Origin of the sequence: Pseudomonas sp. LS.1a (assembly GCF_022533585.1) — a bacterium.
Classification (GTDB): domain Bacteria; phylum Pseudomonadota; class Gammaproteobacteria; order Pseudomonadales; family Pseudomonadaceae; genus Aquipseudomonas.
In genome coordinates this window covers 2,061,213-2,087,822 of sequence record NZ_CP092827.1, presented here as the reverse complement: position 1 = coordinate 2,087,822, position 26,610 = coordinate 2,061,213, and the positions used below count along the sequence as shown (strand labels likewise).

Annotated in this window: 22 protein-coding genes, 1 pseudogene and 2 riboswitches; of the genes and pseudogenes, 17 read left to right on the top strand and 6 right to left on the bottom strand. The window is 65.4% G+C overall.

The window, feature by feature from the left end; genetic code table 11:
* Positions 1-59: 59 nt before the first annotated feature.
* A complete protein-coding gene (locus MKK04_RS09590) occupies positions 60-965 on the top strand; it encodes an AraC family transcriptional regulator (RefSeq protein WP_063915064.1) in 906 nt (301 codons plus the stop codon).
* A gap of 48 nt (positions 966-1,013) precedes the next feature.
* Here the strand turns inward: MKK04_RS09590 and MKK04_RS09585 are convergent, their stop codons facing one another.
* On the bottom strand, positions 1,014-1,610 hold the full coding sequence (locus MKK04_RS09585) for a TetR/AcrR family transcriptional regulator (protein ID WP_207833842.1): 597 nt from the start codon (positions 1,608-1,610) through the stop codon (positions 1,014-1,016).
* A gap of 93 nt (positions 1,611-1,703) precedes the next feature.
* On the opposite strand from MKK04_RS09585, the gene MKK04_RS09580 reads away from it, so the two are divergent.
* Entirely contained in the window at positions 1,704-2,300 is a 597-nt protein-coding gene (locus MKK04_RS09580; RefSeq protein ID WP_207833843.1) for an NAD(P)H-dependent oxidoreductase, read from the top strand.
* A gap of 1 nt (position 2,301) precedes the next feature.
* Here the strand turns inward: MKK04_RS09580 and thpR are convergent, their stop codons facing one another.
* The gene (gene thpR / locus MKK04_RS09575; RefSeq protein ID WP_241106499.1) at positions 2,302-2,847 is read right to left on the bottom strand and encodes an RNA 2',3'-cyclic phosphodiesterase; all 546 of its coding nucleotides are present in this window, start codon (positions 2,845-2,847) and stop codon (positions 2,302-2,304) included.
* A gap of 158 nt (positions 2,848-3,005) precedes the next feature.
* Here thpR and lpxO point away from each other — a divergent pair, with 158 nt between their 5' ends.
* The 9 genes from lpxO to MKK04_RS09530 all read left to right on the top strand — a co-directional run bounded on the left by lpxO (position 3,006) and on the right by MKK04_RS09530 (position 13,506).
* Positions 3,006-3,905: a lipid A hydroxylase LpxO gene (lpxO, locus tag MKK04_RS09570; protein WP_241106498.1), complete on the top strand. Its 900-nt coding sequence runs from the start codon at positions 3,006-3,008 to the stop codon at positions 3,903-3,905.
* Positions 3,906-4,024: 119 nt separating this feature from the next.
* Entirely contained in the window at positions 4,025-4,369 is a 345-nt protein-coding gene (locus MKK04_RS09565; RefSeq protein ID WP_013973174.1) for a carboxymuconolactone decarboxylase family protein, read from the top strand.
* Positions 4,370-4,447: 78 nt separating this feature from the next.
* Positions 4,448-5,017, top strand: a complete 570-nt coding sequence (locus tag MKK04_RS09560; protein ID WP_063915069.1) for a GNAT family N-acetyltransferase — start codon at positions 4,448-4,450, stop codon at positions 5,015-5,017.
* 174 nt (positions 5,018-5,191) lie between these two features.
* Positions 5,192-5,399, top strand: a riboswitch (cobalamin riboswitch).
* A 109-nt stretch (positions 5,400-5,508) separates the two neighbouring features.
* On the top strand, positions 5,509-7,635 hold the full coding sequence (locus MKK04_RS09555) for a TonB-dependent receptor (protein WP_241106497.1): 2,127 nt from the start codon (positions 5,509-5,511) through the stop codon (positions 7,633-7,635).
* Between the two features lie 202 nt (positions 7,636-7,837).
* A complete protein-coding gene (locus tag MKK04_RS09550) occupies positions 7,838-9,004 on the top strand; it encodes a DUF1624 domain-containing protein (RefSeq protein ID WP_241106496.1) in 1,167 nt (388 codons plus the stop codon).
* Positions 9,005-9,032: 28 nt separating this feature from the next.
* A riboswitch (cobalamin riboswitch) is annotated at positions 9,033-9,229 on the top strand.
* Positions 9,230-9,340: 111 nt separating this feature from the next.
* The gene (locus MKK04_RS09545) at positions 9,341-10,351 is read left to right on the top strand and encodes an ABC transporter substrate-binding protein (protein WP_241106495.1); all 1,011 of its coding nucleotides are present in this window, start codon (positions 9,341-9,343) and stop codon (positions 10,349-10,351) included.
* Complete coding sequence (locus MKK04_RS09540; protein ID WP_233687772.1) at positions 10,351-11,364, top strand: FecCD family ABC transporter permease; 1,014 nt, start codon at positions 10,351-10,353, stop codon at positions 11,362-11,364. The genes MKK04_RS09545 and MKK04_RS09540 overlap by 1 nt, the downstream gene beginning before the upstream one ends.
* Positions 11,361-12,149 (top strand): ABC transporter ATP-binding protein, encoded by a 789-nt coding sequence (locus MKK04_RS09535; RefSeq protein ID WP_207833863.1) that lies wholly within the window; start codon positions 11,361-11,363, stop codon positions 12,147-12,149. Before MKK04_RS09540 ends, MKK04_RS09535 begins: the two co-directional genes overlap by 4 nt.
* Positions 12,150-12,165: 16 nt before the next feature.
* Positions 12,166-13,506 carry an OprD family porin gene (locus MKK04_RS09530; RefSeq protein ID WP_207833865.1) on the top strand — a complete coding sequence of 447 codons (1,341 nt, stop codon included), beginning with the start codon at positions 12,166-12,168 and terminating at the stop codon, positions 13,504-13,506.
* 53 nt (positions 13,507-13,559) lie between these two features.
* Here the strand turns inward: MKK04_RS09530 and MKK04_RS09525 are convergent, their stop codons facing one another.
* Positions 13,560-13,883: a hypothetical protein gene (locus tag MKK04_RS09525; protein WP_207833873.1), complete on the bottom strand. Its 324-nt coding sequence runs from the start codon at positions 13,881-13,883 to the stop codon at positions 13,560-13,562.
* Positions 13,884-14,071: 188 nt separating this feature from the next.
* Here MKK04_RS09525 and MKK04_RS09520 point away from each other — a divergent pair, with 188 nt between their 5' ends.
* From MKK04_RS09520 to MKK04_RS09495, 6 genes and pseudogenes are all read left to right on the top strand, one after another.
* Positions 14,072-14,551 carry a hypothetical protein gene (locus MKK04_RS09520; RefSeq protein WP_207833875.1) on the top strand — a complete coding sequence of 160 codons (480 nt, stop codon included), beginning with the start codon at positions 14,072-14,074 and terminating at the stop codon, positions 14,549-14,551.
* A gap of 78 nt (positions 14,552-14,629) precedes the next feature.
* Positions 14,630-16,201: a sensor domain-containing diguanylate cyclase gene (locus tag MKK04_RS09515; protein ID WP_233687775.1), complete on the top strand. Its 1,572-nt coding sequence runs from the start codon at positions 14,630-14,632 to the stop codon at positions 16,199-16,201.
* A 227-nt stretch (positions 16,202-16,428) separates the two neighbouring features.
* Positions 16,429-16,563, top strand: a pseudogene (locus MKK04_RS09510) (ParA family protein); the annotation flags it as partial.
* 59 nt (positions 16,564-16,622) lie between these two features.
* On the top strand, positions 16,623-17,033 hold the full coding sequence (locus MKK04_RS09505; RefSeq protein WP_233694278.1) for a DUF2946 family protein: 411 nt from the start codon (positions 16,623-16,625) through the stop codon (positions 17,031-17,033).
* 70 nt (positions 17,034-17,103) lie between these two features.
* Entirely contained in the window at positions 17,104-19,254 is a 2,151-nt protein-coding gene (locus MKK04_RS09500) for a TonB-dependent receptor (RefSeq protein ID WP_241106493.1), read from the top strand.
* Between the two features lie 219 nt (positions 19,255-19,473).
* Entirely contained in the window at positions 19,474-20,811 is a 1,338-nt protein-coding gene (locus MKK04_RS09495; protein WP_207837362.1) for an MFS transporter, read from the top strand.
* A 94-nt stretch (positions 20,812-20,905) separates the two neighbouring features.
* On the opposite strand, the gene MKK04_RS09490 is transcribed toward MKK04_RS09495, so the two are convergent.
* Genes MKK04_RS09490 through MKK04_RS09480 form a run of 3 tightly spaced genes read right to left on the bottom strand, consistent with a single transcriptional unit; the run spans position 20,906 to position 26,511 of the window.
* Positions 20,906-24,052, bottom strand: a complete 3,147-nt coding sequence (locus MKK04_RS09490) for an efflux RND transporter permease subunit (RefSeq protein ID WP_241106492.1) — start codon at positions 24,050-24,052, stop codon at positions 20,906-20,908.
* 16 nt (positions 24,053-24,068) lie between these two features.
* The gene (locus MKK04_RS09485) at positions 24,069-25,265 is read right to left on the bottom strand and encodes an efflux RND transporter periplasmic adaptor subunit (protein ID WP_241106491.1); all 1,197 of its coding nucleotides are present in this window, start codon (positions 25,263-25,265) and stop codon (positions 24,069-24,071) included.
* Positions 25,258-26,511 carry a TolC family protein gene (locus tag MKK04_RS09480; protein ID WP_233687779.1) on the bottom strand — a complete coding sequence of 418 codons (1,254 nt, stop codon included), beginning with the start codon at positions 26,509-26,511 and terminating at the stop codon, positions 25,258-25,260. Before MKK04_RS09480 ends, MKK04_RS09485 begins: the two co-directional genes overlap by 8 nt.
* Positions 26,512-26,610 lie beyond the last annotated feature (99 nt).

The window sequence follows — 26,610 nt, the reverse complement described above, 5'->3', positions numbered from 1 at the left end:
TGGCGCCGGGCCGTCATTCTGCGATGATTAGACTGTCCGATTCTCTGCCCAGGTCCATCATGCAACTGACCCGCCATGTCGACGCCAATGCGCCGCTTTGCGCACTGATCCGCAGCCTCGCCACGCGCCCGGGCTTCGTGCCCACGCACCTGCCCCAGGTGCAGGTGCTGAGCTGGGAGCACTATGTGGCCAGCAGCCCGCAGATCTACGAACCCAGCCTGATGATCCTGGCCCAGGGCAGCAAGCTGGCGCGCCTGGGGCCGCGTACCCTGGAGTACGGTGCCGGGCATTACCTGGTGCAGGCATTGTCGGTGCCGTTCATGTGCGAAACCTTCGCCACCCCCGAAGCGCCGTTGCTGGGCGTGGCGGTGGACATCGACCGCGGCGTGCTGGGTGAACTGGTGCAAAGCATGGCCTTGGCGCCGGATGCCGCGGTGCAGGCGCAAACCCCGCAGTCGATGACCTCGGCGGCACTCGATGCTCCGATGCGCGAATGCGTGGAACGGCTGCTGCGCTGCCTGCAGGACCCAATGGACGCCAAGGTGCTGGGCCCGGCGCGGGTACGCGAAGTGCTGTACACCGCCCTGCGCGGCCCACAGGCCGGCGTGTTGCGGGCATTGGTGGAGCAACAGGGGCACTTCGCCCGCATCGGCGCCGCCCTTGCCCACCTGCGCGAGCACTACACCGAGCCGCTGAGCGTGGAAGCGCTGGCCGCGCGCGCCAACATGAGCGTTTCGACCTTCCACGAGCACTTCAAGCGCTGCACCGACATGGCACCGATGCAGTACCTCAAGCGCCTGCGGCTGCTGAAAGCCCAGCAAATGCTGATCGGCGAAGGCCTGGGGGTGGCGCAGGTCGCGCACCGGGTGGGGTACCAGAGCACCTCGCAGTTCAGCCGCGAGTACAAGCGTCAGTTCGCCCGCAGCCCGGGGGATGAGTTGCCGCATCAGAGCCTGCCGGTGTAATCGCCTGCCGGCGATGGGCTGCAGAGCAGCCCGGGCACTCTCAAGGCTTCATTGCCGCTCGACCATCGCCACTATTGCTGCCTGCAATTCGGCCTTGGCCTGCCCGGCGTCCAGCTCCCCCGCCGCAGCTGCCTGCGACAAGGCATCCGCCGCCCCCACCATCAGGCGCATGCCCGCCAGCCCAATGTTGCCACTGGGCGAAAACCCGACCAACGCCTCGCGGCACTTGTCCAGAAACGGCTGCTCATACGCCCGCTTGAGCGCTTCCATTTCCGGCGAGCCGGCCAATGCCGCCGACACTCCCGGTATCTCACGCCCCTGGCTCATCACACAGTCCACGTAGGCCTCGGCAATTACCCCGGCGCGGCTGGCCAGGCTGGCATCACAGCGCACCAGCGCCTGCTCCAGCATTCGCGTCTGGCGTGCGTCGTATTGCTGATACAGCGCCACCAGCAGCCCGGTGCGGGTCTCGAAGTGGTCGTACACCACCGGCTTCGTCACCCCCGCCTGCTCGGCCAAACGGCCGAGGCTCAGGGCATCGGTGCCCTCCTCCCGCACCAACTGCCAGGCCACATCGAGCAACTGCCGACGGCGCTCGTCGCGGCTCAGGCGCTTGCGCGAGTGGGCTTGATCATCGCTTGACATCTATAACCTACCAAAAGTAACTTACCAAACGTAACTTACCTTGAGTATATAGCGCTCCGGGTAATCCTGCATCCCTGTCTTGGAGAGACCACCATGCACGCCCTGATCGTCGTCGGCCATCACGACCCGCAATCCCTCACCCATGCCCTGGCCCGGCAGATCGCCAACGGCCTGGCCAACGCCGGCCACGGCAGCGAAATCGCCGACCTGGCCAGTGAAGGTTTCGACCCGCGTTTCGGCCTGGCCGACCATGCGGTGCACCGCCGGCTCGCAGCCCCGCCGGCGGATGTACTCAAGGAGCAGGCACGCATCGAGCGCGCCGATACGCTGGTGCTGGTCTACCCCATCTATTGGTGGTCGCTGCCGGCCTTGCTCAAAGGCTGGGTCGAGCGGGTGTTCAGCAATGGCTGGGCGTTCGACTATGAAGGGGGGATCACCGTCAAGAAGCTGCGCGGCATGAAGGTGCACCTGGTCGGTGTCGCCGGTGCCGATGGCGGCACCTTCGAACGGCATGGCTATGGCGAGGCGATGCGCGTGCAGATCGAGCACGGCATTTTCGACTACTGCGGCGCCGAGGTACTTAGTTCCACCCTGCTTGACGAAAGCGAAGACGCGGACCCGGCACCGCACCTGCACACGGCACGCAGGCTGGGTGAGCGGATGTTCGCAGACTGCGAGGCCACGGCCTGAATCAGCTCGACAGCGGCCACTGCGCCAACGGCCAGTAAGCGCCCTTGCGCGACTCGTACAGTGTGAAATGGCGGGCGGCGAGGTAGAAATCCGGCGCGCTGCTGGCCTCTGGCGGCTGGCCGCGGTAATCCCTGGCCAGCGTCAGGTGCGGGCGATACTCACGGTCGGCCGCTTCCACCCCCAACGGCAGCAGTGCCTGCTGCAAGCTGTAAACCAGTTGCAACAGGGCCGCTGGCGTCTGCTGCGCCTCCAGCACCAGGGCGCTGGCCCGCTGCCATACCTGCAAGCGGTCCAGTAACAGCCGTGGTGCCGTGGCCGGTAGCGCCAGCTGGTCGACTGCCGCACAAATTGCAGGCACCTGGGCGGTATCCACATCGCCGAGGAACAGCAGTGTTACATGGAAGTTGGCGGCCGGCACCGGCTTGCCGCTGCGCAGGCTCAGGCCACGTCGCCACTGAGCCAGCGCGCGGCGCTGGGCATCGCTGACCGACAAGGCGAAGAACAGCCGCTTGAAGGGGGTACCGCTGGGGCGTACGTCCTGAATCATACGAACTCCTGAACATGAAACGTTTGCGCAAGGCTGCAGGGCATTAAACCTAAGTCGCCCCGTCATTGCGTAACAATAAGTACAAACTACCCCCATGATTGTTTATGCTGGCGGGCTCATGCCATGGCGCATGGCCATTTTTCGACAAGTAAACGTCCATGAAAATTGCACTCGTACTCATCTTCGTCCTCTCGATCGCCTATGTTCACCTGCGCGGTCGGGTTCGCCACAAGCTGACCCGTCAGCTGGGCGACCACTCCAGCTTCCTGGCACCGGTCAACAGCTTCCTGTACCTGTTTTCCAGGCATCCGGCCAAGCCTTACCTGCCGGTGGAGGCCTTCCCCGAGCTGCAGACACTGCAGGACCACTGGCAGGAAATCCGCGAAGAGGCCCGCCAGCTGCTGCATGTGGGCGAAATCAAGAAGTCCGACAATTACGATGATGTCGGTTTCAACTCATTCTTCAAGACCGGCTGGAAGCGCTTCTACCTGAAGTGGTACGGCGAAAGCCACCCGTCGGCGATGACCCTGTGCCCACGCACCACCGAGTTGCTCAAAGGCATCGGCACGATCAAGGCCGCCATGTTCGCCACCCTGCCGCCGGGCGCCAAGCTGGTGCGCCATCGTGACCCGTATGCCGGCTCCTACCGCTACCACCTGGGCCTGGACACGCCGAACGACGACGGTTGCTACATCGACGTGGACGGTGAGAAGTACTCCTGGCGCGATGGCGAGGGCGTGGTCTTCGACGAGACCTACATCCACTACGCGGCCAACACCACCGAGCACAACCGCATCATCCTGTTCTGCGACGTGGAACGCCCGCTCAAGTACCGCTGGGCAACCGCGTTCAACCGCTGGTTCAGCCGCAACGTCATGGCCGCCGCCGCGGCACCCAACGATGCCGGCGACAAGACCGGTGGCATCAACCGGCTGTTCACCCGCATCTACAAGATCCGCGAACGTGGCAAGGCGCTGAAGAAGCGCAACCGCACGCGCTACTACCTGGAGAAGTGGGCATTCGTTGCGGCGTTGGTGCTGGTGTTCATCTACATCTGACCGGTGCGGGAGCGCGCAGCCCAAAGGCCTGCGCGCAACCAACCAAAGTACGAGTCTCACACATCCCACTCTTCGACTAGCCTGAAAGCTCCACTCGCAACCTCCCCAAGGTGAAGACGATGAGCATGATGGACTGGGACGCCTACCGTAAGCAGTTGATGGCCGGCATCGGCGATCTCAAGCAGCTTTCCCCTGATACCGTTGCCGGCTACATGACCGCCAGCGGCGCAGGGGCCAAGACCAACCACCTGGACGCCAAGACCCGCGAGCTGATCTCCCTCGCCGTGGCCGTGACCACCCGCTGCGACGGCTGCATCGCCGTGCACTCGCAGCAAGCCGTCAAGCACGGCGCCAGCCGTGAGGAAATCGCCGAAGCGCTTGGCGTTGCCGTGGCGATGAACGCCGGAGCCGCGCTGGTCTACTCGGCACGGGCCATGGATGCGGTGGGCAAGGCCAACGGCTGAGTGCAATTGGCGTCGCCGCCCTTGCGCGACGGCGCCGCGCCACCCAGACTGGGCGGCCCAGCCCTTGCAGGAACCCGCATGATCCACATCCGCCCCATGACGCCGGAAGACTTCGAACGCTTCTGGCCCACCTTCCAGGCCGTTGTCCAGGCCCGTGAAACCTACGCATTCGACCCGGCCTTGAGCTTCGACCAGGCCCGCCAGCTGTGGCTGGAGCTGCCCATGCGCACGCTGGTGGCCGAAGAAGACGGCGAGCTGCTGGGTTCGTATTACCTCAAGGCCAACGCCGCCGGGCCTGGCGGGCACGTGGGTAATTGCGGCTACATGGTCTGTGAGTCGGCACGCGGCCGGGGCGTGGCGCGGCTGATGTGCGAGCACTCACAGAAACAGGCGCGCCAGGAGGGCTTTCTGGCCCTGCAGTTCAACTCGGTGGTGGCCACCAATGAGGTGGCTGTGGCGCTGTGGCACAAGCTGGGCTTTGAAACCGTTGGCCGCTTGCCCAAGGCCTATCGCCACGCCCGCCTGGGGCTGGTGGACTGCCTGGTGATGTACAAGTGGCTGGCGGATGAGCCAGTGGTGGAGAAGCCACCGCTGCTGATCGGGCGCAAGAATATCGAGGCGCGGGTATCGCGGCGGCGCGGGCGCTGATCTTCTCTCGCAGGCCTGGCCTCTTCGCGGGTAAACCCGCTCCCACAGGGATATCACGGGCTTCTGGGCCGGTGTTTTACTTGTGGGAGCGGGTTTACCCGCGAAGAGGCCAGGCCTGCCTACAACTCCCCCCAATGATCACACCAGATTTGACGCCCCTACGTTTCAATGGTCAGATGCCCGCCAGTTTCAGGTGCCCTGCGCCGCCGCGCGCAGGGTGAAACGGGAAGCCGGTGCGTCGTGTTGCCCACGACAAGTCCGGCGCTGCCCCCGCAACGGTAAGCGAGCGAACCCTTCGAGATACCACTGTGCACCTGCATGGGAAGGTGAAGGTTTCATGCCCCTCGCAAGCCCGGAGACCGGCCTGGAGCTTCACTTGGCAACCCGCGGTGGGCGGGCGCAGGCCGGTATCCGTGCGCGCACCTGTGGGCACGGTGCGCCTTTGCGTGTTTTCCACCGGGATCCATTCATTCCTGCAGCAGTGGAACGACATGTCCCGTATGTTAAAGCTTCACCCCCTGGCGGCCTGCCTGGCCGTTTCCCTGCCGGCCCTGGCCGACGACCTTGACCGACAGCCCCTGGCCCTGCCCTCCACGACCATCACCGACACCCAGGGCAGCCACGCCATCGACCTGGCCACCCCGACCCAGGCTGGCTCGCGCCTGGGCCTCAGCGCCCTGGAAACACCGGCCAGCACCAGCAGCATCAGCGCCGAGCAGATCCAGCAGCGCAACAACCTCACCGTGCAGGACGCAGTGACCCGCTCGCCGGGTATCAGCTACGTCGGCTCCCCGGGCGACGGCGGCACGGGTCTTTCCGCCCGCGGCTTTGCCGGCCACAGCTCGGTGATGACCTTGTTCGACGGCGCACGCCTGTACACCGGTGCCGGTACCCAGACGTTCCCGGTCGACCCGTGGATGGTCGAGCGCATCGATGTGATTCGCGGCCCGGCCTCGGTGCTGTATGGCGAAGGCGCCACCGGTGCAGTAGTCAACGTGATCCCGAAAAAGCCGTTTGCCGGCGAGGTACGCAACCACCTGCGCCTGGGCTACGGTTCGTGGGACCGTCAGCAACTCGGCCTGGACAGCGGCGGCAGCCTCGGCGAACGCCTGAGCTACCGCCTGGTCCTGAACCAGCAAGCCGGTAACGGTTGGGTCGACCGCACCCCTTCACGCAGCCTGGCGCTGAGCGCCGCGCTGCGCTTCGATGCCAGCGACGACCTCAGTTTCACCCTCGCCCACGACCGCGGCGATGCGGAGCCTGCCAACTACTACGGCACCCCGCTGATCGACGGTCACTACCGCAGCAGCCTGCGCAAGAAGAACTACAACGTGCAGAACGACGTGCAGCATTACGTCGATGAATGGACCCGCCTGAACACCGACTGGACGTTGAACGACCACCTCAGCGCCAGCAACCAGCTGTACTACATCAAAAGCCGCCGGCACTGGCGCAACGCCGAGGACTACAGCTGGGACGCCGAGCGCCAGCAGCTGCTGCGCGGCAGCTACCTGGAAATCAAGCACAACCAGGAACAGTTCGGCGACCGCCAGACCTTCACCCTCGACCACACGCTGTTCGGCCTGGCCAGCAAGACCATGGTCGGTGCCGAGTACAACAAGGTCCGTTTCAACGTCGACAGCAACGCGCCCTACAACGATGTGGGCGGCGACTACGTCGACCCGTGGCAGCCGCAACCGGGTTGGTTCCACAGCGCCTCGCCGTTGCGCCCGCAAACCTTGTCCACCACCCACACCTTTGCCCTGTTCGCGGAAAACCGCCTGCAGCTGAGCGATCGCCTGTCGCTGGTTACCGGCGTGCGCCGCGACCAGAACCACATCGTTCAGGAAAAACTGACCGTCGACAGCCGCAGCGACCGCAGCCTGCAAGGTGGCAACTGGCGTGCCGGGCTGGTGTTTGCGGTCAGCGACGACCTGTCGCTGTATGGCCAGTACTCCACCAGCGAGGACGGGGTCGACAACCTCATCAGCCTCAGCGCCAACCAGATGCACTACGACCTGACCGAAGCCAGGCAGACCGAGGTGGGCCTCAAGCAGCGCTTCTGGGAAGGGCGTGGCGAATGGACGTTGGCGGCCTACCACATCGTCAAGAAGAAGCTGCTGGTGGATGACCCGGTCACCCACGAGAAGCAACAGGCTGGTCAGCAGACATCCGACGGCCTGGAGGCAACCCTGGAACTGGCGCTGGCGCACCAGTGGCAGGTGTCGGCCAACGCGTCGGTGGTGCGCGCCAGGTACGACGATTTCGACGAAGTGGTCGGCGGCGTGGCACAGGACCGTGCGGGCAATCGCCCGGCCAATATCCCACGGCGTACCGCCAACCTGTGGCTGAGCAAAGGCTTCGGCCAGCGGATGGAGGCCGGCATTGGCGCGCGCTATGTGGATGAGCGCTATGCCAACACCGCCAACACCCGGAGTGCCCCCGGCTACACCGTGGTCGATGCCAACATCGGCTGGCAGGTGTTGCCGGATGTGCGGCTGGGGTTGCAGCTGAACAACCTGTTCGACCGTGAATATGTGCAGTCGGCGTTCAGTGGCCAGCAGTGGCTGTTGGGGATGCCACGGTCGTACTTTGCGACGGTGGATTACAGCTTCTGATCCTATCTGCCTGCACCGGCCTCTTCGCGGGTAAACCCGCTCCCACAAGGACATCACAGACCTTGAAACCTGTAACGTACCTGTGGGAGCGGGTTTACCCGCGAAGAGGCCGGTGCAGGCAGCACAAAAAATCTACCAATCCATGATTATTTAGTTATAAGATAACATTTCATTTGACATCCATTCCTACCAGCGAACTTTCATGACAAGCGCCAGTGCCACCCCCACCCTGCTCACCCAGCGCCTGCAGAGCATCGATGCCCTGCGCGGTCTGGTGATCCTGTTCATGCTCCTGGACCACGTCCGCGAACCCTTCTTCCTGCACCGCCAGGTCAGCGACCCGATGGCCATCGATACCACCGAGCCCTCGCTGTTCCTCAGCCGCACCCTGGCCCACCTGTGCGCGCCGGTGTTCGTCATGCTGACCGGCCTGTCAGCCTGGCTGTACGGCGAGAAACACCAGGGCCGCGGCGATGTCTCGGCGTTCCTGTTCAAGCGCGGGCTGTTCCTGGTGGTGCTGGAATTCACCCTGGTCAACTTCGCCTGGACCTTCCAGCTGCCGCCCAGCGTCATCTACCTGCAGGTAATCTGGGCCATCGGCGTCAGCATGATCGCCCTGTCGCTGCTGGTCTGGTTGCCACGTGCCGCCCTGATCGCCTTGGGCGCAATCATCATCGCCGGCCACAACCTGCTCGATGGCCTGCACTTTGGCGCCGAATCCGCCCTGCACGTGCCATGGGCAATCCTGCATGACCGGGGCTGGCTTGAGTTCTCCGAAAGCCTGCGCCTGCGCACCTCCTACCCGGTGCTGCCGTGGATCGGTGTCATCGCCCTGGGCTACGGCCTTGGCCCGTGGTTCGCCCGTGGCAGCGAGGCCGGCCAGCGCCAGCATCGCCTGCTGCTGGCCGGGTTGATCGCGCTGCCGGGCTTTGTCGTGCTGCGCCTGCTCAACGGCTACGGCGAGGCGCCGTGGAGCGCTTACCCAACCCTCACGCAAACCCTGATGAGCTTCTTCAACATCACCAAGTACCCACCGTCGCTGCTGTTCCTGGCCCTGACCCTGGGCTGTGGCCTGCTGTTGCTGCGCGCTTTCGAACGCGCCGGCCAGGCCCGCTGGATCAGCGCCCTGGCGGTGTTCGGTGCAGCCCCCATGTTCTTCTACCTGCTGCACCTGTATGTGCTGAAGCTGCTGTACCTGGCCAGCGTGGCGCTGTTCGGCCGCAACCATGGCGACTACTTCGGCTTCGACGGCATCGCCGCGGTGTGGCTGGGGGCGGTGCTGCTGGCGGTTTCGCTGTACCTGCCGGTACGCTGGTTCGCCCGCCTGAAGGCGCGGCGGCGCGACATCACCTGGCTGAAGTACTTCTGAAAAGCGTTTTCACCCGGCGGCGCGATGGTCTACCATGCCGGCCGCCGGTTTCCACCACGGAATCAATAGGGAATCCCAGGCCCGCCAATTCGGGCCAAACGGAACTGCCCCCGCAACTGTAGGTGCCGAGCCTGCTCCATCGATGCCACTGGGCCACCAACCCGGGAAGGCGGAGCCAGGCCATGACGCACCAGTCAGGAGACCTGCCGGCCTACATTCACCAACCGGCGGGGTGTCCGGGATTGGCTATCAGTGTTGCCCCTGCCGCCAGCGGGGGCTCGACGATGCCTGTCCGTGCGTTCCTCACCCGAACTGTCCGATAGGAGATCGCCCAGCATGCTGCCCCGTTTTGCCACCCTGCTCGCCAGCCTCGGCCTCACCGGCCTGGCCCAGGCTGCTGCCACCCACTACCCGCTGACGGTCGACAACTGCGGCAAACCGCAAACCTTCGCCCAGGCGCCGGAGCGCGCGGTCACCATTGGCCAGGCCGGTACCGAGATGCTCTACGCGCTGGGGCTGGGTGACAAACTGGCGGCCACCTCGCTGTGGTTCAACAACGTGCTGCCCGAGTACCAGGTACAGAACGACAAGGTGCCGCGCCTGGCCGACAACGAGCCCAGCTTCGAGGCAGTAGTGGGCAAGCGCCCGCAACTGGTGACGGTGCAGTTCGAATGGATGGTCGGTGCCCAGGGGGCGGTCGGCACCCGTGAGCAGTTCGATGAACTGAGTATCCCCACCTACCTGCTGCCGTCGGACTGCGAAGGCAAGGACAACCTGGTGGGCGCCGACGGCACCCGCCTGCAGGCGTTCCAGGTCGAAAGCATCTACAAGAGCGTCAGCCAGCTGGCGGAAATCTTCGACGTGCAGGACCGTGGCACAGCCCTGAATGCCGAGCTCAGAAACCGCCTGGACAGCGCCAAGGCGCAACTGGCCGGCAAGGATCTGTCCACCACCTCGGCATTGTTCTGGTTCTCCAGCGCCGACCTGCACATCGACCCCTACGTAGCAGGCCGCCAGGGGGTCGCCGATTTCATGCTGCGCACCCTCGGCGTGCGCAACGTGGTCGAGTCCAGCGAAGAGTGGCCGACCGTTGGCTGGGAAACCCTGGCCAAGGCCAACCCCACCTGGCTGATCATCGCCCGCATGGACCGCCGCCGCTACCCCGCCGACGACTATCAGAAGAAGCTGGCATACCTGCGCAGCGACCCGGTAACGCGCAACATGGACGCGGTGAAACACGACCGCATCATCATCCTCGACGCCGACGCCATGCAGGCCGGCATTCGCTTGTTCAGCGGCCTGCAGACGCTGGCCGCCGCCTTCACCAGCGGCAAAGCAGCCCAGTGATGATGCGCCTGTTACCGATCGCCGTTGCCCTGGTCGCCCTGTTGGCGGCCTTGCTGGCCGGCACCGCCATCGGCGAAACCAACCTGTCACCCGGCGTGGTCGGCCAGGTGCTGGCCAACCACCTGTGGCAGGCCGGCTACCCGGTCGACCCGATCGACGCCGGCATCATCTGGAACTACCGCCTGACCCGCACCCTGGTCGCTGCGGCCTGCGGCGCCGGCCTGGCCATCTGCGGCGTGATCCTCCAGGCATTGTTGCGCAACCCGTTGGCCGAGCCTTACCTGCTGGGGTTGTCTGCCGGCGCCTCGACCGGTGCGGTGCTGGTCGGCCTGCTGGGCCTGGGCAGCCTGGCGCTGAGCATGTCCGGCGGCGCTTTCATCGGCGCCCTGGCAGCATTCGCCCTGGTGCTGGTGCTGGCCCGCGCAGCCGGCCCGGGCAGCAACAACGCCCAGGTGATCCTCGCCGGGATCGCCGGCTCGCAACTGTTCAACGCCCTCACCGCCTTCCTCATCACCAAGTCGGCCACCGCCGAGCAGGCGCGCGGCATCCTGTTCTGGCTGCTGGGCAACCTCAGTGGCGTGCGTTGGCCTTCGGTGTGGCTGGCCGTGCCAGTGGCGCTGTTCGGGCTGGTGGTGTGCCTGTGGTATCGCCGTGCGCTGGATGCCTTCACCTTCGGTGCCGACTCGGCGGCGTCGCTGGGCATCCCGGTACGGCGTACCCAGTTGCTGTTGATCAGCTGCGCGGCACTGGTGACCGCCGTGATGGTGTCCATCGTCGGCGCCATCGGTTTTGTCGGGCTGGTGATTCCCCATGCCCTGCGCCTGCTGCTTGGCCCCGGGCACAGCCGCCTGCTGCCTGCCAGTGCCCTGGGCGGGGCACTGTTTCTGATTGCTGCCGACATCCTGTCGCGCACCTTGATTCCTGGCCAGGTGATCCCCGTTGGCGTGGTCACCGCGCTGCTCGGCGCACCGGTCTTCGCGCTGATCCTGGTCAGCCGCCGGGGGCGCCCATGACGGTCATGACGGCTGTACCGATGGCCCCCTTGAGTTGCCAGAGCCTGGGGCTGCAACTGGCCGGCAATAGCGTGCTCAGCGATATCGAACTAAGCGTTGTCGCCGGTGAAACCCTCGGCATCGTCGGCCCCAACGGCTCCGGCAAGTCTTCGCTACTGAAGGTGCTGGCCGGGCTGCGCAAGCCAGGCAGCGGCTGCGTGCAGCTGCTGGGCGAGCCGCTGGCACAATTGCCCCGCCGCCGCGTCGCCCAGGCCTTGGCGCTGGTCGAACAGCAGGCCGATACCCTCGATGCGATCAGCGTGTTCGACGCCGTTGCCTTGGGCCGCACCCCTTGGCTGTCGGCGCTGGCGCCGTTCTCCCGGGAAGACCGCGCGATCGTCGAACAGGCCCTGGCCGACCTCGACGCCCTGCACCTGCGCACACGCCTGTGGGGCTCGCTGTCCGGTGGCGAGCGCCAACGCGTGCACATCGCCCGTGCCCTGGCGCAACGGCCGCAGGTGCTACTGCTGGACGAGCCGACCAACCACCTCGATATCCAGCACCAGCTGGGCCTGCTGCAACAGGTGCAAGCCCTGCCGGTGACCACCCTGGTGGCCTTGCACGACCTCAACCAGGCACTTACCTGCGACCGCGTCGCGGTGCTCGACAAGGGCCGCCTGGTCGCCCTCGGCAAGCCGCTCGAAGTGCTCAACCCCGAGCGCCTGCTAAGCACTTTCGGCGTGCACGCCCACTACCTCACCGACCCCTTCGACGGCGCACGCATCTTGCGTTTTCGCGCCTCCTGAACAGGAAGCTTTGCCCATGCCGCGCCCTGTCGCCCTGCTGCTCACCGGCACCCTGCTAGCACCGGCCGCGCTGGCCGAATCCGCCCAGTCGCAAAGCAACGGCTTTGTCGAGGATGGCCGCTGGAGCCTGCTCAACCGCAGCGTATTCGACCAGCGCGACTACAAGCATGGCGGGCGCAACAGTGCCGCGCGCAACGCCTACAAGCCGCGCAGTGAACGTAACGGCAAGGCCGAGGAATGGGCCTATGGGCTGATGGGCACCTTTCAGTCCGGCTTCACCCGGGGGCTGATCGGTGTCGGGGTCGATGCCCACGCCTACCTGGGTGTGCAACTTGACAGCGGCGGCGGGCGCGCAGGCAAGGCGCGCTTGCTCGGGGTGGATAACGAGGGGCACCCGAAAAACGAATACAGCCGTGCCGGCGCGGCACTGAAACTGCGCATGTCCAATACCGTGCTGTCTTACGGTGAGCAACGGGTCAAGACCCCGGTGTTCAGCTCTTCGGACAGCCGCCTGCTACCCGAGACAGCCACCGGTTTCTTCCTTGCCAGCAACGAATTCGACACCCTAAAGCTGGTGGCCGGGCACTTCAACGAGAGTACCGACCGTAATGCTTCCAGCCACGACCAGGGCTTCGTGGTGAACTACTCCAACGGCCGCCAGGGCAACAGCTTCGACCTGGCTGGCGTGGTGTGGAACCCCGGCGCCGCCTTCAGCGGCAGCCTGTACACCTCCCGCTACCAGGACAGCTGGAACCAGCACTACCTGGGCAGCACCCTCAGCCATGCCCTGGATGAGCGCCGCAGCCTCAGCCTCGACCTCAACCTGTACCGCACCACCGACACCGGCAAGGCGCTGTCCGGGCGCATCGACAACACCACCTGGAGCCTGGTCTCACGCTACAACCACGGGCCGCACGGCTTCAGCCTGGGCTGGCAGCAGGTGGACGGCAACACGCCATTCGACTACGTGACGCGGGGGGCGATCTTCATTGCCAACGCGGTGCAGATGTCGGACTTCAACGCGCCGAACGAGAAGTCGTGGCAGGCGCGTTATGACCTGAACATGGGCGCCTACGGCGTGCCAGGGTTGAACCTGACGGCATTGTACGTGCGCGGGTTCGATATCGACGGCACTCATGTCGACCCTGCAGGCGGGTATGCGTACCTGGGGTATGGCAAGGGGGGCAAACATTGGGAGCGCGACCTCGAGGCACGGTATGTGGTACAGAGTGGCAAGGCCAAGGGCACCGTGTTTTCGCTGCGCCATGACGTGCATCGGGGCAACACGGCGCAGGCGGAGCTGGATGGGGACCAGATACGGTTGGCGGTGGAATGGCCGTTGGGGGGTGAGTTCTGATGTATCGCGTGGTCGGAAAGATCCTGGGGCCGCATGACGGCCCCAAAAACCGATCAGACGACCGAACTGCCAACAGGCTGCAACCCCCACTCCGCCCGTTCCTGCGCACTCAGCGTCGCCACCACCTCGGCAAAGGTCCGCTCCAGCTCTGAGCTGACATTGCCAAACACCCGGTAATTGGTCAGCAGGTAGCGCTTCACGGTCCTGGGCCAGCGCCTTTCCTTGTGCGCCGCATGGATGATGCCTTTGGCGTCATGCCGCGTCGCTCCACGCCACAGGTCCATCAACCTGTTCTCGAAATCACCGAAGGTCCACAGGTCTCTGCGGTCTTCGAACTCGTCCAGCAGTTTGAGTTTATACAGGGCCATGTGCGTCATCGTGAATCTCCCTTGGGTGCATTGAAAAATCCGTGCACCTCGGAAGGTAAGCAACCCGGGCAGGTTTTGAAATGAACGCGTCGATTAGCTGAGCAGCATCTTTGTAGGCACTTTCTGACCTGCCAGCGCAGCCACAACGGCCGACATCGGTATAATCGGCAGCACTCACTGCCCAACCAGGCCACGCCATGCCTCGCTTCCTGAAGTTGCTGTTGCCCCTGCTGCTGACTGCCGCCCTCACCGCCTGCGACCAGCAACCCTCCCGTGAAGAACAGATCCTGGCCCAGCTGCCGCTGCAGGATGCCTACACGCACAACATCGAGCGCATGGCAGCGCTGCTCGGCCGCACACACCCGCAGCTGTCGCAGGCGACCATCCAGGGCGTGCTGCGCAAGTACCTGACCGTCGAGGACCAGCGCCAGGACCTGTTCCGGCTGTACAGCGAAAAGAACTTCAGCGATGCCGAGTTCGCCACCATCGTCGAGGCCACCCAGGACCCGGCCAAGGCCCGTGCCCTGGAAGACACCGAGGCCGGCAAGCGCCTGAGCGAGAAGCTGACCGCCCTGATGCGCGAGACCGCCCGCGACGCGAAGGTGCAGGCCTTGGCCGAACAGCGCATGCAACAGGTCGAAGACGAACTGGACGCGCTGGAAAAGGCAGGCTCCTGAGCGTGGTTCCCCGCTGCGGCCATAACGCGTAAGGTTATTCCCATTTCATAGCTGTTTTTCGATCACCCGAGGTCAGGATTGCCACACACCAAGCACGGATTGCGCCTGGATTTACGCACACTCATTCTGGTGCTCTGCGCCCTTACCGCCGTGGTCATGCTGTGCGCCAGCTATTTCGCCAGCTACCGGGTGCAGCGCCAACTGCTCATCGACCACGCCCTGGAAGCCAACCGGGTGTACGCGATGAAACTGGCCACCATCACCGAGACCTTTATCGGCAACGCTTTACAGCAACTGTCGTTCAGCGCTGGCGTGCAAGGCCGGCAGTTCGGTGACGCCGTTGCCCTGCAGGCAGAGACCGAGCGTGTCCTGAGCCAGAGCCTGGCCTTCAACTCCACGTTCGTGATCGATGCCAACGGGGTGCTGCTGGCGATTTCCCCCGCCCCGTTGCGGCACCTGGTCGGCAGGCACATGCAGTCGCCCGGCGTTCAAGAGGCGCTGCACGCGCGCCGAGCACTGGTGTCGACGCCTTACGTGACGGCGGCCAATAACCTGGTGGTGGCGCTGTCGCAACCCATTTTCGACAGCAATGGCCGCTACCTGGGGTATGTCAGCGGCAGCCTGTACCTGCGTAAACACAACATCCTCAACAGCCTGCTGGGCGAGCACTTCTACAAGGACGGCTCCTACCTGTACGTGGTCGACCGCAACCGCCGTCTGCTGTACCACCCCGACAGCCAGCGCGTGGGCACGGTGGTTGAAGGCAACGCATTGATCGACCAGCTGACGACCCTGGGCAGCGGTACCCGGCAACTGACCAACAGCCTCGGCGTGGAAATGCTCGCCGGGTTCGCCACCGTACCCAGCACCGGTTGGGGCGTGGTGGCGCAGCAGCCGCTGACTCAGACGTTGGCGCCACTGAGCAACCTGATCCTCAACGTGGTCGGCACCTCCGTACCGTTGGCGCTGGTGGGCAGCTTGCTGCTGTGGTGGCTGGCCATGACCATCGCCCGGCCGCTGTGGCAGCTTGCCGCCGGCGCCCGCTCGATGGACCGTGCCGGCACTGCCGAGCGCCTGCATCGGGTACCAGCCTGGTACTTCGAAGCGGCCGAGCTCAAGCGCGCGCTGCTGTTCGGGCTCAACCTGCTGCAGGAACGTATTGGCCGGCTCAACCGCGACGCCCAGACCGACCCGCTGACCGGCCTGGGCAACCGCCGCAGCCTGGAGTTCAGCCTGTCGTTGCTGGAAGCCGAGGGTCGGGCATTTGCGGCCATCGTGCTGGATATCGACCATTTCAAGCGGGTAAATGACTGCCACGGGCATGAAATAGGTGACCAGGTGCTGCGCCGGCTCGCAGAGCTGATGCGCCGCTGCTGCCGCGAGGGTGACCTGCTGTGCCGCACCGGCGGCGAAGAGTTCCTGATGCTGCTGCCAGGGGCCAGCCTGGACGTTGCAGCAGCGGTGGCCGAACGGCTGCGGGTGACGGTGCAGGATACCCCGGTGGAGCCGGCGGGGGCGGTGACGGTGTCGCTAGGGGTTGCGCGTTGGGATGGCGAGGCCGATAGCGAACCGGGGGATGCGTTGAGCGAGGCTGACCAGGCGCTTTACCGGGCCAAGCAGCAGGGGCGTAATCGAGTAGTCGTTGCCTGAGCGCCCTTGCTTGCCTGTTCTGGCATCTTCGCGGGTAAACCCGCTCCCACACCCCGCCGCCCTTAAGGATGGTGCATAACCTGTGGGAGCGGGTTCACCCGCAAAAGGGCCGGAACAGACACTACACCGCTCAAGGCAGCCCCATTGCCACATGAAGAAATGAACTTAGCTGGCTGTAACAATCCTTGTCATGAAACTGTCGCGTTTCAGTCATGGATGAACGCCTCATGCGTCCTGTGGTTTTCAATCAGAAGGGCGGTGTCGGTAAGTCCAGCATCGCCTGCAACCTTGCCGCCGCCAGTACCGCCGAAGGCTACCGGACCTTGCTGGTCGACCTCGACCCGCAGACCAATGCCACCTACTAAAAATCTTGAGCCCGAAGCACTACCCGAGCGTTCATCCGGATGATAGATTCGCCGCCATGAAAACCACCCGGCACACCCGCACGCTGACTGCCTGGACGCTCTACGCCAGCGTCCTGTTCAGCCTGGTGCTGTGCGGCCTGCACCACGGCCAGATGGGTGGCTTGCGCCTGGCCGGCCTGGAAGGCGGTTTCTGCTCGGTCAACAGCGAACACGGTGTAGCCATCGACCTGGATGGCGCCGGCGGCGACCAGCACATGGCCCAGCTCGACTGCCCGGTGTGTTCCTCGTTCAGCCTGGCCGTGCCGCTCAGCAGCGGCGGCTGGTCGTTCACCCCGGCGCAAGCCGTGGCCACCTCGCCCATCGTGGTGCGCAGCTGGGCGCAACCGCCGCCACGCTATCAACGCCCCGCCCTCAACCCCCGCGCCTCCCCCGCCTCTTTCCCCGCAGCCGTACTTCATTTCGCCTGACCTCAGCCGGGCGCGCCTGATTGCGCGCGCTCGCGGTCAGCCATGACCTTTGCGTGGAAGACACACCAACATGCTTCGCAATACCTCCCTGGTGCTCCTCATGGGCACCTGCAGCCTTGCCTGGGCGGACGCTGCCCCGGTTGAACTGAGCGCCACCACCATCGACGGTGAACGCGACGCCGCCAGCGGCGTGCAACTGGACGAGCCGATCCGTACCGGCTCGCGCCTGGGCCTCACCGCACGAGAAACGCCTGCCTCGGTCAGTGTCTCGGACCGCCGCCTGATCGAAGAGCGCGACGCCAAGGACAGCCAGGACGTGATCAACGCCATGACCGGCGTCAACGCTTCGGCCAACCCCGGCTTTGGCGGCTTCGTCGCCTACCGCGGCTTCACCCAGAACCAGGTTACCCAGTTGTACAACGGCATCAACCTGGGCTACAGCAGCGCCACCCGGCCAGTGGATGCCTGGGTGCTCGACCGCGTCGAGCTGATCGGCGGGCCGTCGTCGTTCCTGCATGGTGCGGGCGCGGTAGGCGGCTCGATCAACTACATCACCAAGTTGGCCAGCCGCGATCAACAGACCATCGACGGCCGTATCCGCTATGGCAGCTTCGACGACAGCGAAGTGGCGTTCGGCATCAACCAGGCACTGGCCAGCAACCCCGCCGATGCCCGCCACTTCATGCGCCTGGACTTCAGCCGTGGGCATGGCAACGGCTACATCGACCGCAACGAACGGCACACCGACAGCCTGGCCTTCTCGCTGCTCAGCGACCTCGCCCCCAACCTCACCCATACCCTGGCCGTGGAGTACCAGGAAGATCGCGAAGACAGCCCGTATTGGGGCTCACCGATCCTGCCCGGGCGCAGCACGATGAAAATCGACAACAGCCGCCGCTTCGAAAACTACAACGTCGGCGACGGGCGCTATGAGCAGCGGGTACGCTGGCTGCGCTCGATCCTCGACTACCAGCTCAGCGACAGCACCAGCGTGCAGAACACGCTGTACCACTACAACGCCCAGCGCGACTACCGCAACCTCGAACGCTACAGCTACACCGACGATGGCAAGGTACGCCGCAGCAGCCCTTACCTGCAGCGCCATGACCAGAACCTGCTGGGCGACCGCATCGAGCTGCGCCACGACAACCAGCTGCTCGGCCTGGCCAGCCAGTGGTCACTGGGGCTGGAGTATTCGCGCATGCGCCAGACCCTCTACCCCACCTCGAGCAGCTGGAGCGACGTGGTCGATGCCGAGCACTTCGACCCCGGCAGCTTCGACGACATCCCCGGGGTGAATGCCGGCCTGACCAAGCAACGCCGTCACGAGGTGACCAACCGCGCAGTGTTTGCCGAAAACCGCCTGCAACTCACCGAACGCCTGGCCCTGCTGACCGCCTTGCGCTACGACTACCTGGACATGCAAGTGACCAACTACGGCGCGGTGACGCCAACCTCGCCGGCGTTCTTCGAGCGGCGCTGGGAGCCGCTTTCCGGGCGTATCGGCCTGACCTATGCGCTGACGCCCTCGGCCAGCCTCTATGCGCAGTACAGTACCTCCGCCGACTTGCCGGCCGGCTCGCTGGCGGCAGCGACCTACTCCAACGTCGGGCTGTTCGACCTGTCCAAGGGCGAGCAGTGGGAAGTGGGCAGCAAGTTCGACTTTCTCGACGGGCGCGGTGCGGCCACGCTGGCGCTGTACCAGATCGTGCGCAAGGACTTCGCCGTGCGCGACGCCAACGACGCCAACCTCACGGTCCAGGCCGGGCAGCAGACCTCGCGCGGTGTCGAGCTGTCCGGGCGGCTGCAGGTGACACCAAAGCTGCTGGCCGAGGCCAACTATGCCTACGTCGATGCGCAGTACGACGAGTTCAACGAGGCGGTCAATGGCGTGTCGGTGTCGCGCAAGGGCAACGCACCGGTGAACGTACCGGGCAACATCGCCAACCTGTGGCTGACCTACAGCCTGACCCCGGCGTGGTCGGTGGGGGCAGACGGGCGCTATGTGGGCTCGGTGTATGCCGACAATGCCAACAGCCTCAAGGCCCCGGCCTACACCCTGTTCGGCGCGTTCGCCCGCTACCGGCTGGATGAACACACCTCACTCACCGGCCGGGTACGCAACCTGACCGACGAGGTGTATGCCAAGCAGGCCTACAACAACCAGTACTACATGGGGCCGCCGCGCACTTTCGAACTGGCGCTGGACATGCGTTTCTGAGCGCATGGCTTGTCTTGCATGAACACCCCGGCCTGCGTTGGCTCCTGTGGGAGCGGACCGCGCAAAGCGAACAACTCGCGGTTGATTCAGGTATCCCGAGGTCGCCCTCGACAAAGCGTCCTCCAGCGCCCGGTTATCTACTGGCAAGCACAACAATGATGGCGCGGCCCGACCGCGCCACTTTCATCATGCCTGCCAATGGAACCGGAGAGCACTCGCATGCCCACACCTCACGAGGTATCCCCCGCCACACTGCGCCGGGTGATCGCCGCCTCGGCCATCGGCAATTTCGTCGAATGGTTCGACTTCGCCGTCTACGGCTTTCTCGCTACCCTGATCGCCAGCCAGTTCTTCACCGGCGAAGACGCCAGCGTGGCCTTGCTCAAGACCTTTGCGGTGTTCGCCGTAGCCTTCGCCCTGCGCCCGCTGGGCGGCATCGTGTTCGGCGCGCTGGGTGACCGCCTGGGGCGCAAGCGCATCCTGTCGCTGACCATCCTGCTGATGGCCGGTTCCACGACCCTGATCGGCCTGCTGCCGACCTACGCCAGCATCGGCCTGACAGCCCCCGCACTGCTGACCCTGGCGCGCTGCCTGCAGGGCTTTTCTGCCGGTGGCGAATATGCCGGGGCCTGCGCCTACCTGATGGAGCACGCGCCCAACGACAAGCGCGCCTTCTATGGCAGCTTCGTGCCGGTCTCGACCTTTTCCGCGTTTGCCTGTGCGGCAGTGATCGCCTATGGCCTGGAAGCCAGCCTGTCGGCCGAAGCGATGAATGCCTGGGGCTGGCGCATCCCGTTCCTGATCGCGGCACCGTTGGGGCTGGTCGGCCTGTACCTGCGCTGGCGCATGGAAGAAACTCCGGCGTTCCGCGAAGCCATCGCCCAGGGCAAGGAGCATGAACATTCGCCGCTCAAGGAAACCCTGCGCAACCATGGCCGGGCGATCCGCAATCTGGGGGCCTTCATCTCGCTGACCGCGCTGTCGTTCTACATGTTCACCACCTACTTCGCCACCTACCTGCAACTGGTCGGCAACCTGACCCGCGCGCAATCGCTGCTGGTGACCACCGTGGCCCTGTTGTTCGCCGCCGTCGGCTGCCCGCTGGCCGGCGCGTTCTCGGACCGCGTAGGGCGGCGCAAGACCATCGGCTTTACCTGCCTGTGGGTGATGCTGTGCGTGTTCCCGGCGTACTGGCTGGCCAGCTCCGGCTCGATGTCCGGCGCGCTGCTGGGGGTGATCCTGCTGGCAGTGGGGGCATTGTGCAGTGGTGTGGTCACGGCGGCATTGCTGTCGGAAAGCTTCCCTACCCGCACCCGCTATACCGCTTCGGCGATTACCTACAACGTGGCCTATACCCTGTTTGGCGGCACCGCGCCATTGGTGGCGACCTGGCTGATCGGGCAGACCGGCAGCAGCCTGGCACCGGCGTTCTACCTGGTGGTGATTGCGCTGGTGGCCTTGGTGGGTGGGTTGGCGTTGCCGGAGACTTCGCGGATTTCGTTGCATGATGAGGCGGGAACGGAGAGCGCGCGGCCCGGAGCCCGTAGTACCGTTTGATATTTTGGGGGCTGCTTTGCAGCCCTTCGCGGGCTTGCCCGCTCCCACAGGGATCGCGCAAGCCCGCGAAGGGCCGCAACGCGGCCCCGGGGGCTCAACCCTCCTGCACCTCTTCGCGCCGATACGCCCACTGATACAACGCCGGCAACACCAGCAAGGTCAGTGCAGTGGAGGACAGAATCCCGCCAATCACCACGGTCGCCAGCGGCCTCTGCACCTCGGCCCCGGTCCCGGTAGCCAAAGCCATCGGAATGAACCCCAGCGACGCCACCAGTGCCGTCATCAGCACCGGCCGCAAGCGCGTCAGCGCGCCCTCCTCGACGGCCGCCCGCAGCGTACGCCCCTCCTCCCGCAGGCCACGGATAAAGGCGATCATCACCAGCCCGTTGAGCACCGCCACCCCCGACAAGGCAATGAACCCCACGCCAGCGGATATGGACAACGGGATGTCCCGCAACCACAGCGCCAGCACCCCGCCAGTGAGGGCGAACGGAATGCCGGTGAACACCAGCAGGCCATCCCTGAGGTTGTTGAACATCATCAGCAACAGTGCCATGACCAGCAGCAAGGCCACCGGTACCACCACCTGCAGACGCTCGGCCGCCGACTGCAGCTGCTCGAACTGGCCACCCCAGCGTGTCCAGTAACCCGGTGGTATCTGCACCTGCTCGATCAACGTCTGTTCGGCCTCCTCGACGAACGAGCCCAGGTCACGCCCGCGCACGTTGGCACTGACCACTACCACCCGCTTGCCATCCTCGCGGCTGACCTGGTTCGGCCCCAGCTGCAGGTTCAACGTGGCCACCTGCGACAGCGGGATGAAGCCGATCTGCCCGGCACCCGCTGCAGCGCTGGCCGGCACCGGAATCAGCAGGCTGGCCAGCCCGTCGACATCGGTACGCAGGGTTTCCGACAGGCGCACCACCATGTCGAAACGGCGGTCACCTTCGTACAGCGTGCCGGCCGTGCGGCCCCCCACGGCAATGGCAATGGCGTCCTGCACGTCGCCCACGTTCAGGCCATGGCGTGCCGCCTTGTCGCGGTCGATATCGATGGTCAGCACCGGCAGGCCAGTGGTCTGCTCGACCTTTACCTCGGACGCGCCCGGCACGCCTTGCAGGCTGCTGGCGATCTGCGCGGCGGTGCGGTTGAGCACGTCCATGTCGTCACCGAACAGCTTGACCGCCACATCGCTGCGCACCCCCGATATCAGCTCGTTGAAGCGCAACTGGATCGGCTGCGACAGCTCGTAGTTGCTGCCTGGCACGCTGGCAGCGGCACGTTGTACCTCAGCGATCAGCTCATCACGCGGCTTGCCCGGGTCGCCCCATTGCTCACGCGGACGCAGCATCACATAGGCGTCGGAAATGTTCGGCGGCATCGGGTCAGAGGCGATCTCGGCGGTGCCGGTGCGGGCGAACACCCGCTCCACTTCCGGCACCTGGGCAATGATCGCCTGTTCCAGACGCTGCTGCATGTCGACCGATTGCGACAGGCTGGTGCCCGGCACGCGCAGGGCCTGCAGGGCGAAGTCGCCTTCGCTGAGGCTGGGGATGAACTCGCTGCCCATGCGGCTGGCCATTACCCCGGACAACAACACCAGGGTGGCGGCGGCGGCGAACGCCAGCTTGCGCCGGCCCAGCACCCAGGCCAGCACCGGGGCATAGCGCTGGCGCGCCGTGCGCATTACCAGGCCTTCCTCTTCCTTGACCTTGCCGGTGACGAACAGAGCAATGGCCGCTGGCACGAAGGTAACCGAGAGGATCATGGCACCGAGCAGGGCGATGACCACGGTAAAGGCCATAGGGTGGAACATCTTGCCCTCCACCCCGGTCAGGGCAAAGATCGGCAGGTACACCACCATGATGATCAACTGGCCGTAGATCAGCGGCCGGCGCGCCTCACGGGCGGCCGCAAACACCTCATGGAAGCGCTCGGCGCGGCTCAGCATGCGGCCATGGCGTTGCTGGGCGTGGGCCAGGCGGCGGATGGCGTTCTCCACGATCACCACCGCGCCGTCGACGATGATACCGAAGTCCAGTGCGCCCAGGCTCATCAGGTTGGCGCTGACCTTGTTGCTGAACATGCCGGTGAAGGTGAACAGCATCGACAACGGAATGACCATGGCGGTGATCAGCGCAGCACGGATGTTGCCCAGGAACAGGAACAACACGGCGATGACCAGGATGGCCCCTTCGATCAGGTTCTTCTTCACCGTGGCGATGGCCTTTTCCACCAGATTGGTGCGGTCGTACACCGTCACCGCGACCACGCCCTTGGGCAGGTTGCGGTTGATCTCCACCAGCTTGGCGGCGACCGCCTGGGACACCGTGCGGCTGTTCTCGCCAATCAGCATGAACACCGTGCCCAGCACCACTTCCCGGCCATTTTCGGTAGCCGCGCCCGAGCGCAGCTCTTCGCCCAGGCCGACCTGGGCAACATGGCTGACGCGGATTGGCGTGCCGTCGACACTGGAGATGACGATGTTGGCGATGTCCTCGGCCGATGCCACCTGGCCTGGCGCGCGGATCAGCAACTGCTCGCCATTGCGCTCGATGTAGCCGGCGCCGACGTTGGCGTTGTTGCGTTCCAGCGCCGCGATCAGGTCGTTGAGGGTGAGCTTGTAGGCCGCCAGGCGCTTGGGCTCCGGCGCAATCAGGTACTGCTTGGCATGGCCACCGATGCTGTTGACCTCGGCCACCCCGGGTACATTGCGCAGTTGCGGCTTGATGATCCAGTCCTGGATCACCCGCAAGTCAGTCGGGGTGTAGGGCGTGCCGTCCTCCTTCAGCGCGCCCTGCTCGGCCTCCACCGTCCACAGGAAGATTTCGCCCAACCCGGTGGAAATCGGCCCCATGCCCGCTTCGATGCCATCGGGCAACTGCTCGCGTGCCACTTGCAGGCGCTCGTTGACCAGTTGACGGGCGAAGAACAGGTCGGTGCCGTCGTCGAAAATGACCGTGACCTGCGACAGGCCCGAGCGCGACAGCGAGCGGGTCTGCTTGAGCCCAGGCAGGCCGGCCATGGCGGTCTCGATGGCGAAGGTGATGCGCTGCTCGGTCTCCAGCGGCGAATAGCCGGGCGCGGCGGTATTGATCTGCACCTGGACGTTGGTGATGTCCGGTACAGCGTCGATCGGCAGTTTCTGGTAGCTGTGGATACCCACCGCAGCCATCAGGACCACGGCCAGCATCACCACCAGGCGCTGCTCGATGGCAAATTGGATCAGGCGTTCGAACATGCAGGCGTCCCCGTGATCAATGGCTGTGCTCGGCCGAGCCCTTGCCCAGCTCGGACTTGAGGACAAAGCTGCCGGCGGCGGCCACCTGGGTTCCGGCGGCAACGCCGGTGGTGATTTCCACCTGGCCGGCGTCGCGGCGGCCGGTCTTCACCGGGCGGGCCTCGAAGCCTTCCTCGGTGCGGGCAAACACCACGGTCTGCTCCTCCCAGGTTTGCAGGGCGCTTTCCGGCACCACCACGGCGGCTTTGAAGCGCTCGACGCTGACCGCAACATTGACGAACAGCCCCGGGCGCCAGGCGCCGTTGGGGTTGGCCAGGGTGGCGCGGACAGTGGCAGCGCGGTTCTGCTCGCCGAGCAGGCTGCCAACGTAGTTGACCTTGCCCTCGACCTGGGCCCCCAGGTCCGGCGCGCTGACCGTGACATTGCGGCCGGTGACCACCTTGTCCAGATCGCGCGGGGCGACGGCGAAGGTGGCCCAGACCCGGTTCAGGTCAGACAGGGTGAAGGCGTTGCTGGTCTCATCGACCACCTCGCCCACGGTCAAGTGCTTTTCCACCACCACTGCATCGAACGGCGCGCGTAGTTCATAGCGGTTGCCGGTGCCGGCCGGCCCCACGGCGGCGACCTTCTGCCGGGCGTTGGCCAGGGCAATCTCGGCTTCCTGCAAGGCCTGGCGGGCCTGCTGGTAATCCTGCTCGGCGCTGATGCGTTCCTGCCACAGCTGCTGTTCGCGCTGGAAAGTCAGGCGCGCCAGTTCCAGGCGGCGCTGGGCAGCTTGTTGCTCGCTGCGCAGGTCGGAAATCTGCTGGCTGGCGATTACCGCCAGCACCTGGCCGCGCCTGACCGCCTGGCCCAGCTCGGCTTGCACCGCCTCGACCACGCCGGGCACGCGTGGCACCACATGGGCGGTACGGTCTTCGTCAAAGCGGATTTCACCCGGGAAGCTGATGGCGGTACCCAGCTCACGAGGGCCGGCGTTGGCCAGTTGCACACCGGCCGCTTCGATCTGGGCGATGGACAGGTGCAGCTTGCCCTCTTCTTCTTCGTGGCCTTCGCCGGCCTGTTCCTCGCCGTGGCCGTGGCTGTCGCCGTGGTCGTCGTGCCGGGCTTGCGTGCTCGACGCCTTGCCAAGGTTGTCGGTCCAGGCCAGGCCACCCAGGCCAAGCGCGGCAATGGCGGCAGCCAGAAGGGCTATCTTGCGTGGATTAGTCATTGTTGCTCCTGCTGTTCAATTTGTTGCTCAGGCCATCGAGGTCGCCATAGATCCGCTCGACCTGCGCCCGCGCGTCGGTCGCCGAGGCCAGTGCCTCGAGGTACAGCCCGCGTGCCTCGATCAGCGTGCGCTGGGCGTCGAGTACATCGAGAAAGGCGAACTTGCCCATTTCGAAACCGCGGGTGGCGGTGTCCACGGCCTGCTGCGCAGAAGGCAGGATGGTGCGGTCGTAGGCCTGCACTTCCTGCATGGCCGTGGCCCACTGGCTGACGGCGCTGCGGGTTTCACTGCGCAAGCGCAGCTCCACGGCGTTGCGCAGGTCACGCGCCTGGTCGGCACGGCGCGCCGCGGCCAGCACGTTGCCCTGGTTGCGGTCGAACAACGGCAAGGGCATCGACAGGCCCACCACATTGACTCGCTCGCGGTCTTCGCGGCTGTACTGGCTACCCAGGCTGACGGTGAGGTTGGGAATGCGCAGGGCCTTTTCCGACCCGAGGGACGCGTCGCCGCGCTCGACCTGGGCGGCGGCCAGGCGCCATTCGGCCGTCTGCTCGACCTGGCTGAGCAGGGCGTCGGCGCTGGGCGCGTCACCGGGGGACAGGTCGGCGGCCTGCAACTGGTCGAAGCTTGCCAACGGGCTGCCGGTCAACCGTGCCAGGGCCTGATAGGCCACGCTGCGCTGGGTTTGTGCACGGCGCACTTCGGCCTGGGCCTGGGCCAGCTGCACCTGGGCCCGGGTGGCCTCCACGGGCGATGACTGGCCGGCGGTCACCCGCCCCTGCACTACCCGCAGCCCACGCTCGGTCAACGCCTGCGATTGCTGCGCCAGTTCAAGCGCAGTCTGCGCGCGCAAGGCCGCATGGAAGGCCTGCACCACATCGGCGCGCAGGCCGTTGCGCTGGCGCTCCAGGTCCAGTTGGGCAATGGCCTGGCCGGCACCGGCCACGGCGATGCGTGCGCCGCGCTTGCCGCCCAGCTCCAGCGCTTGGCTGAGGGTGACAGTGGTGGTGCTGGTGTCACGCCGGGTGTCCTCGACCTCCCAGGACAGTTCCGGGTTGGGGATTAGACCGGCCTGGCGCCGCTCGCCGTCGGCAATGCCGATGTCCCGGCCAGCCGCGGCCAGTTCCGGGTTCTGGGCAAAGGCGGCGTCAAGCGCCTGGGGCAGGCTCAGGCTCTGGCTGGCCTGGGCGCTGGCGGCGCCGGCCAGCAACAGACAGAGCAAGGCGGTCTTGCGGGGAATGGGCACGAAACAGGTCCTCGTCGGCGAGCTTTGGCGAGGAACTGTAAAAAGCCGTGCTTATCGGGGGGGTGGCGGAAAAATTACAATTCTGTAATCCAGCCTGCG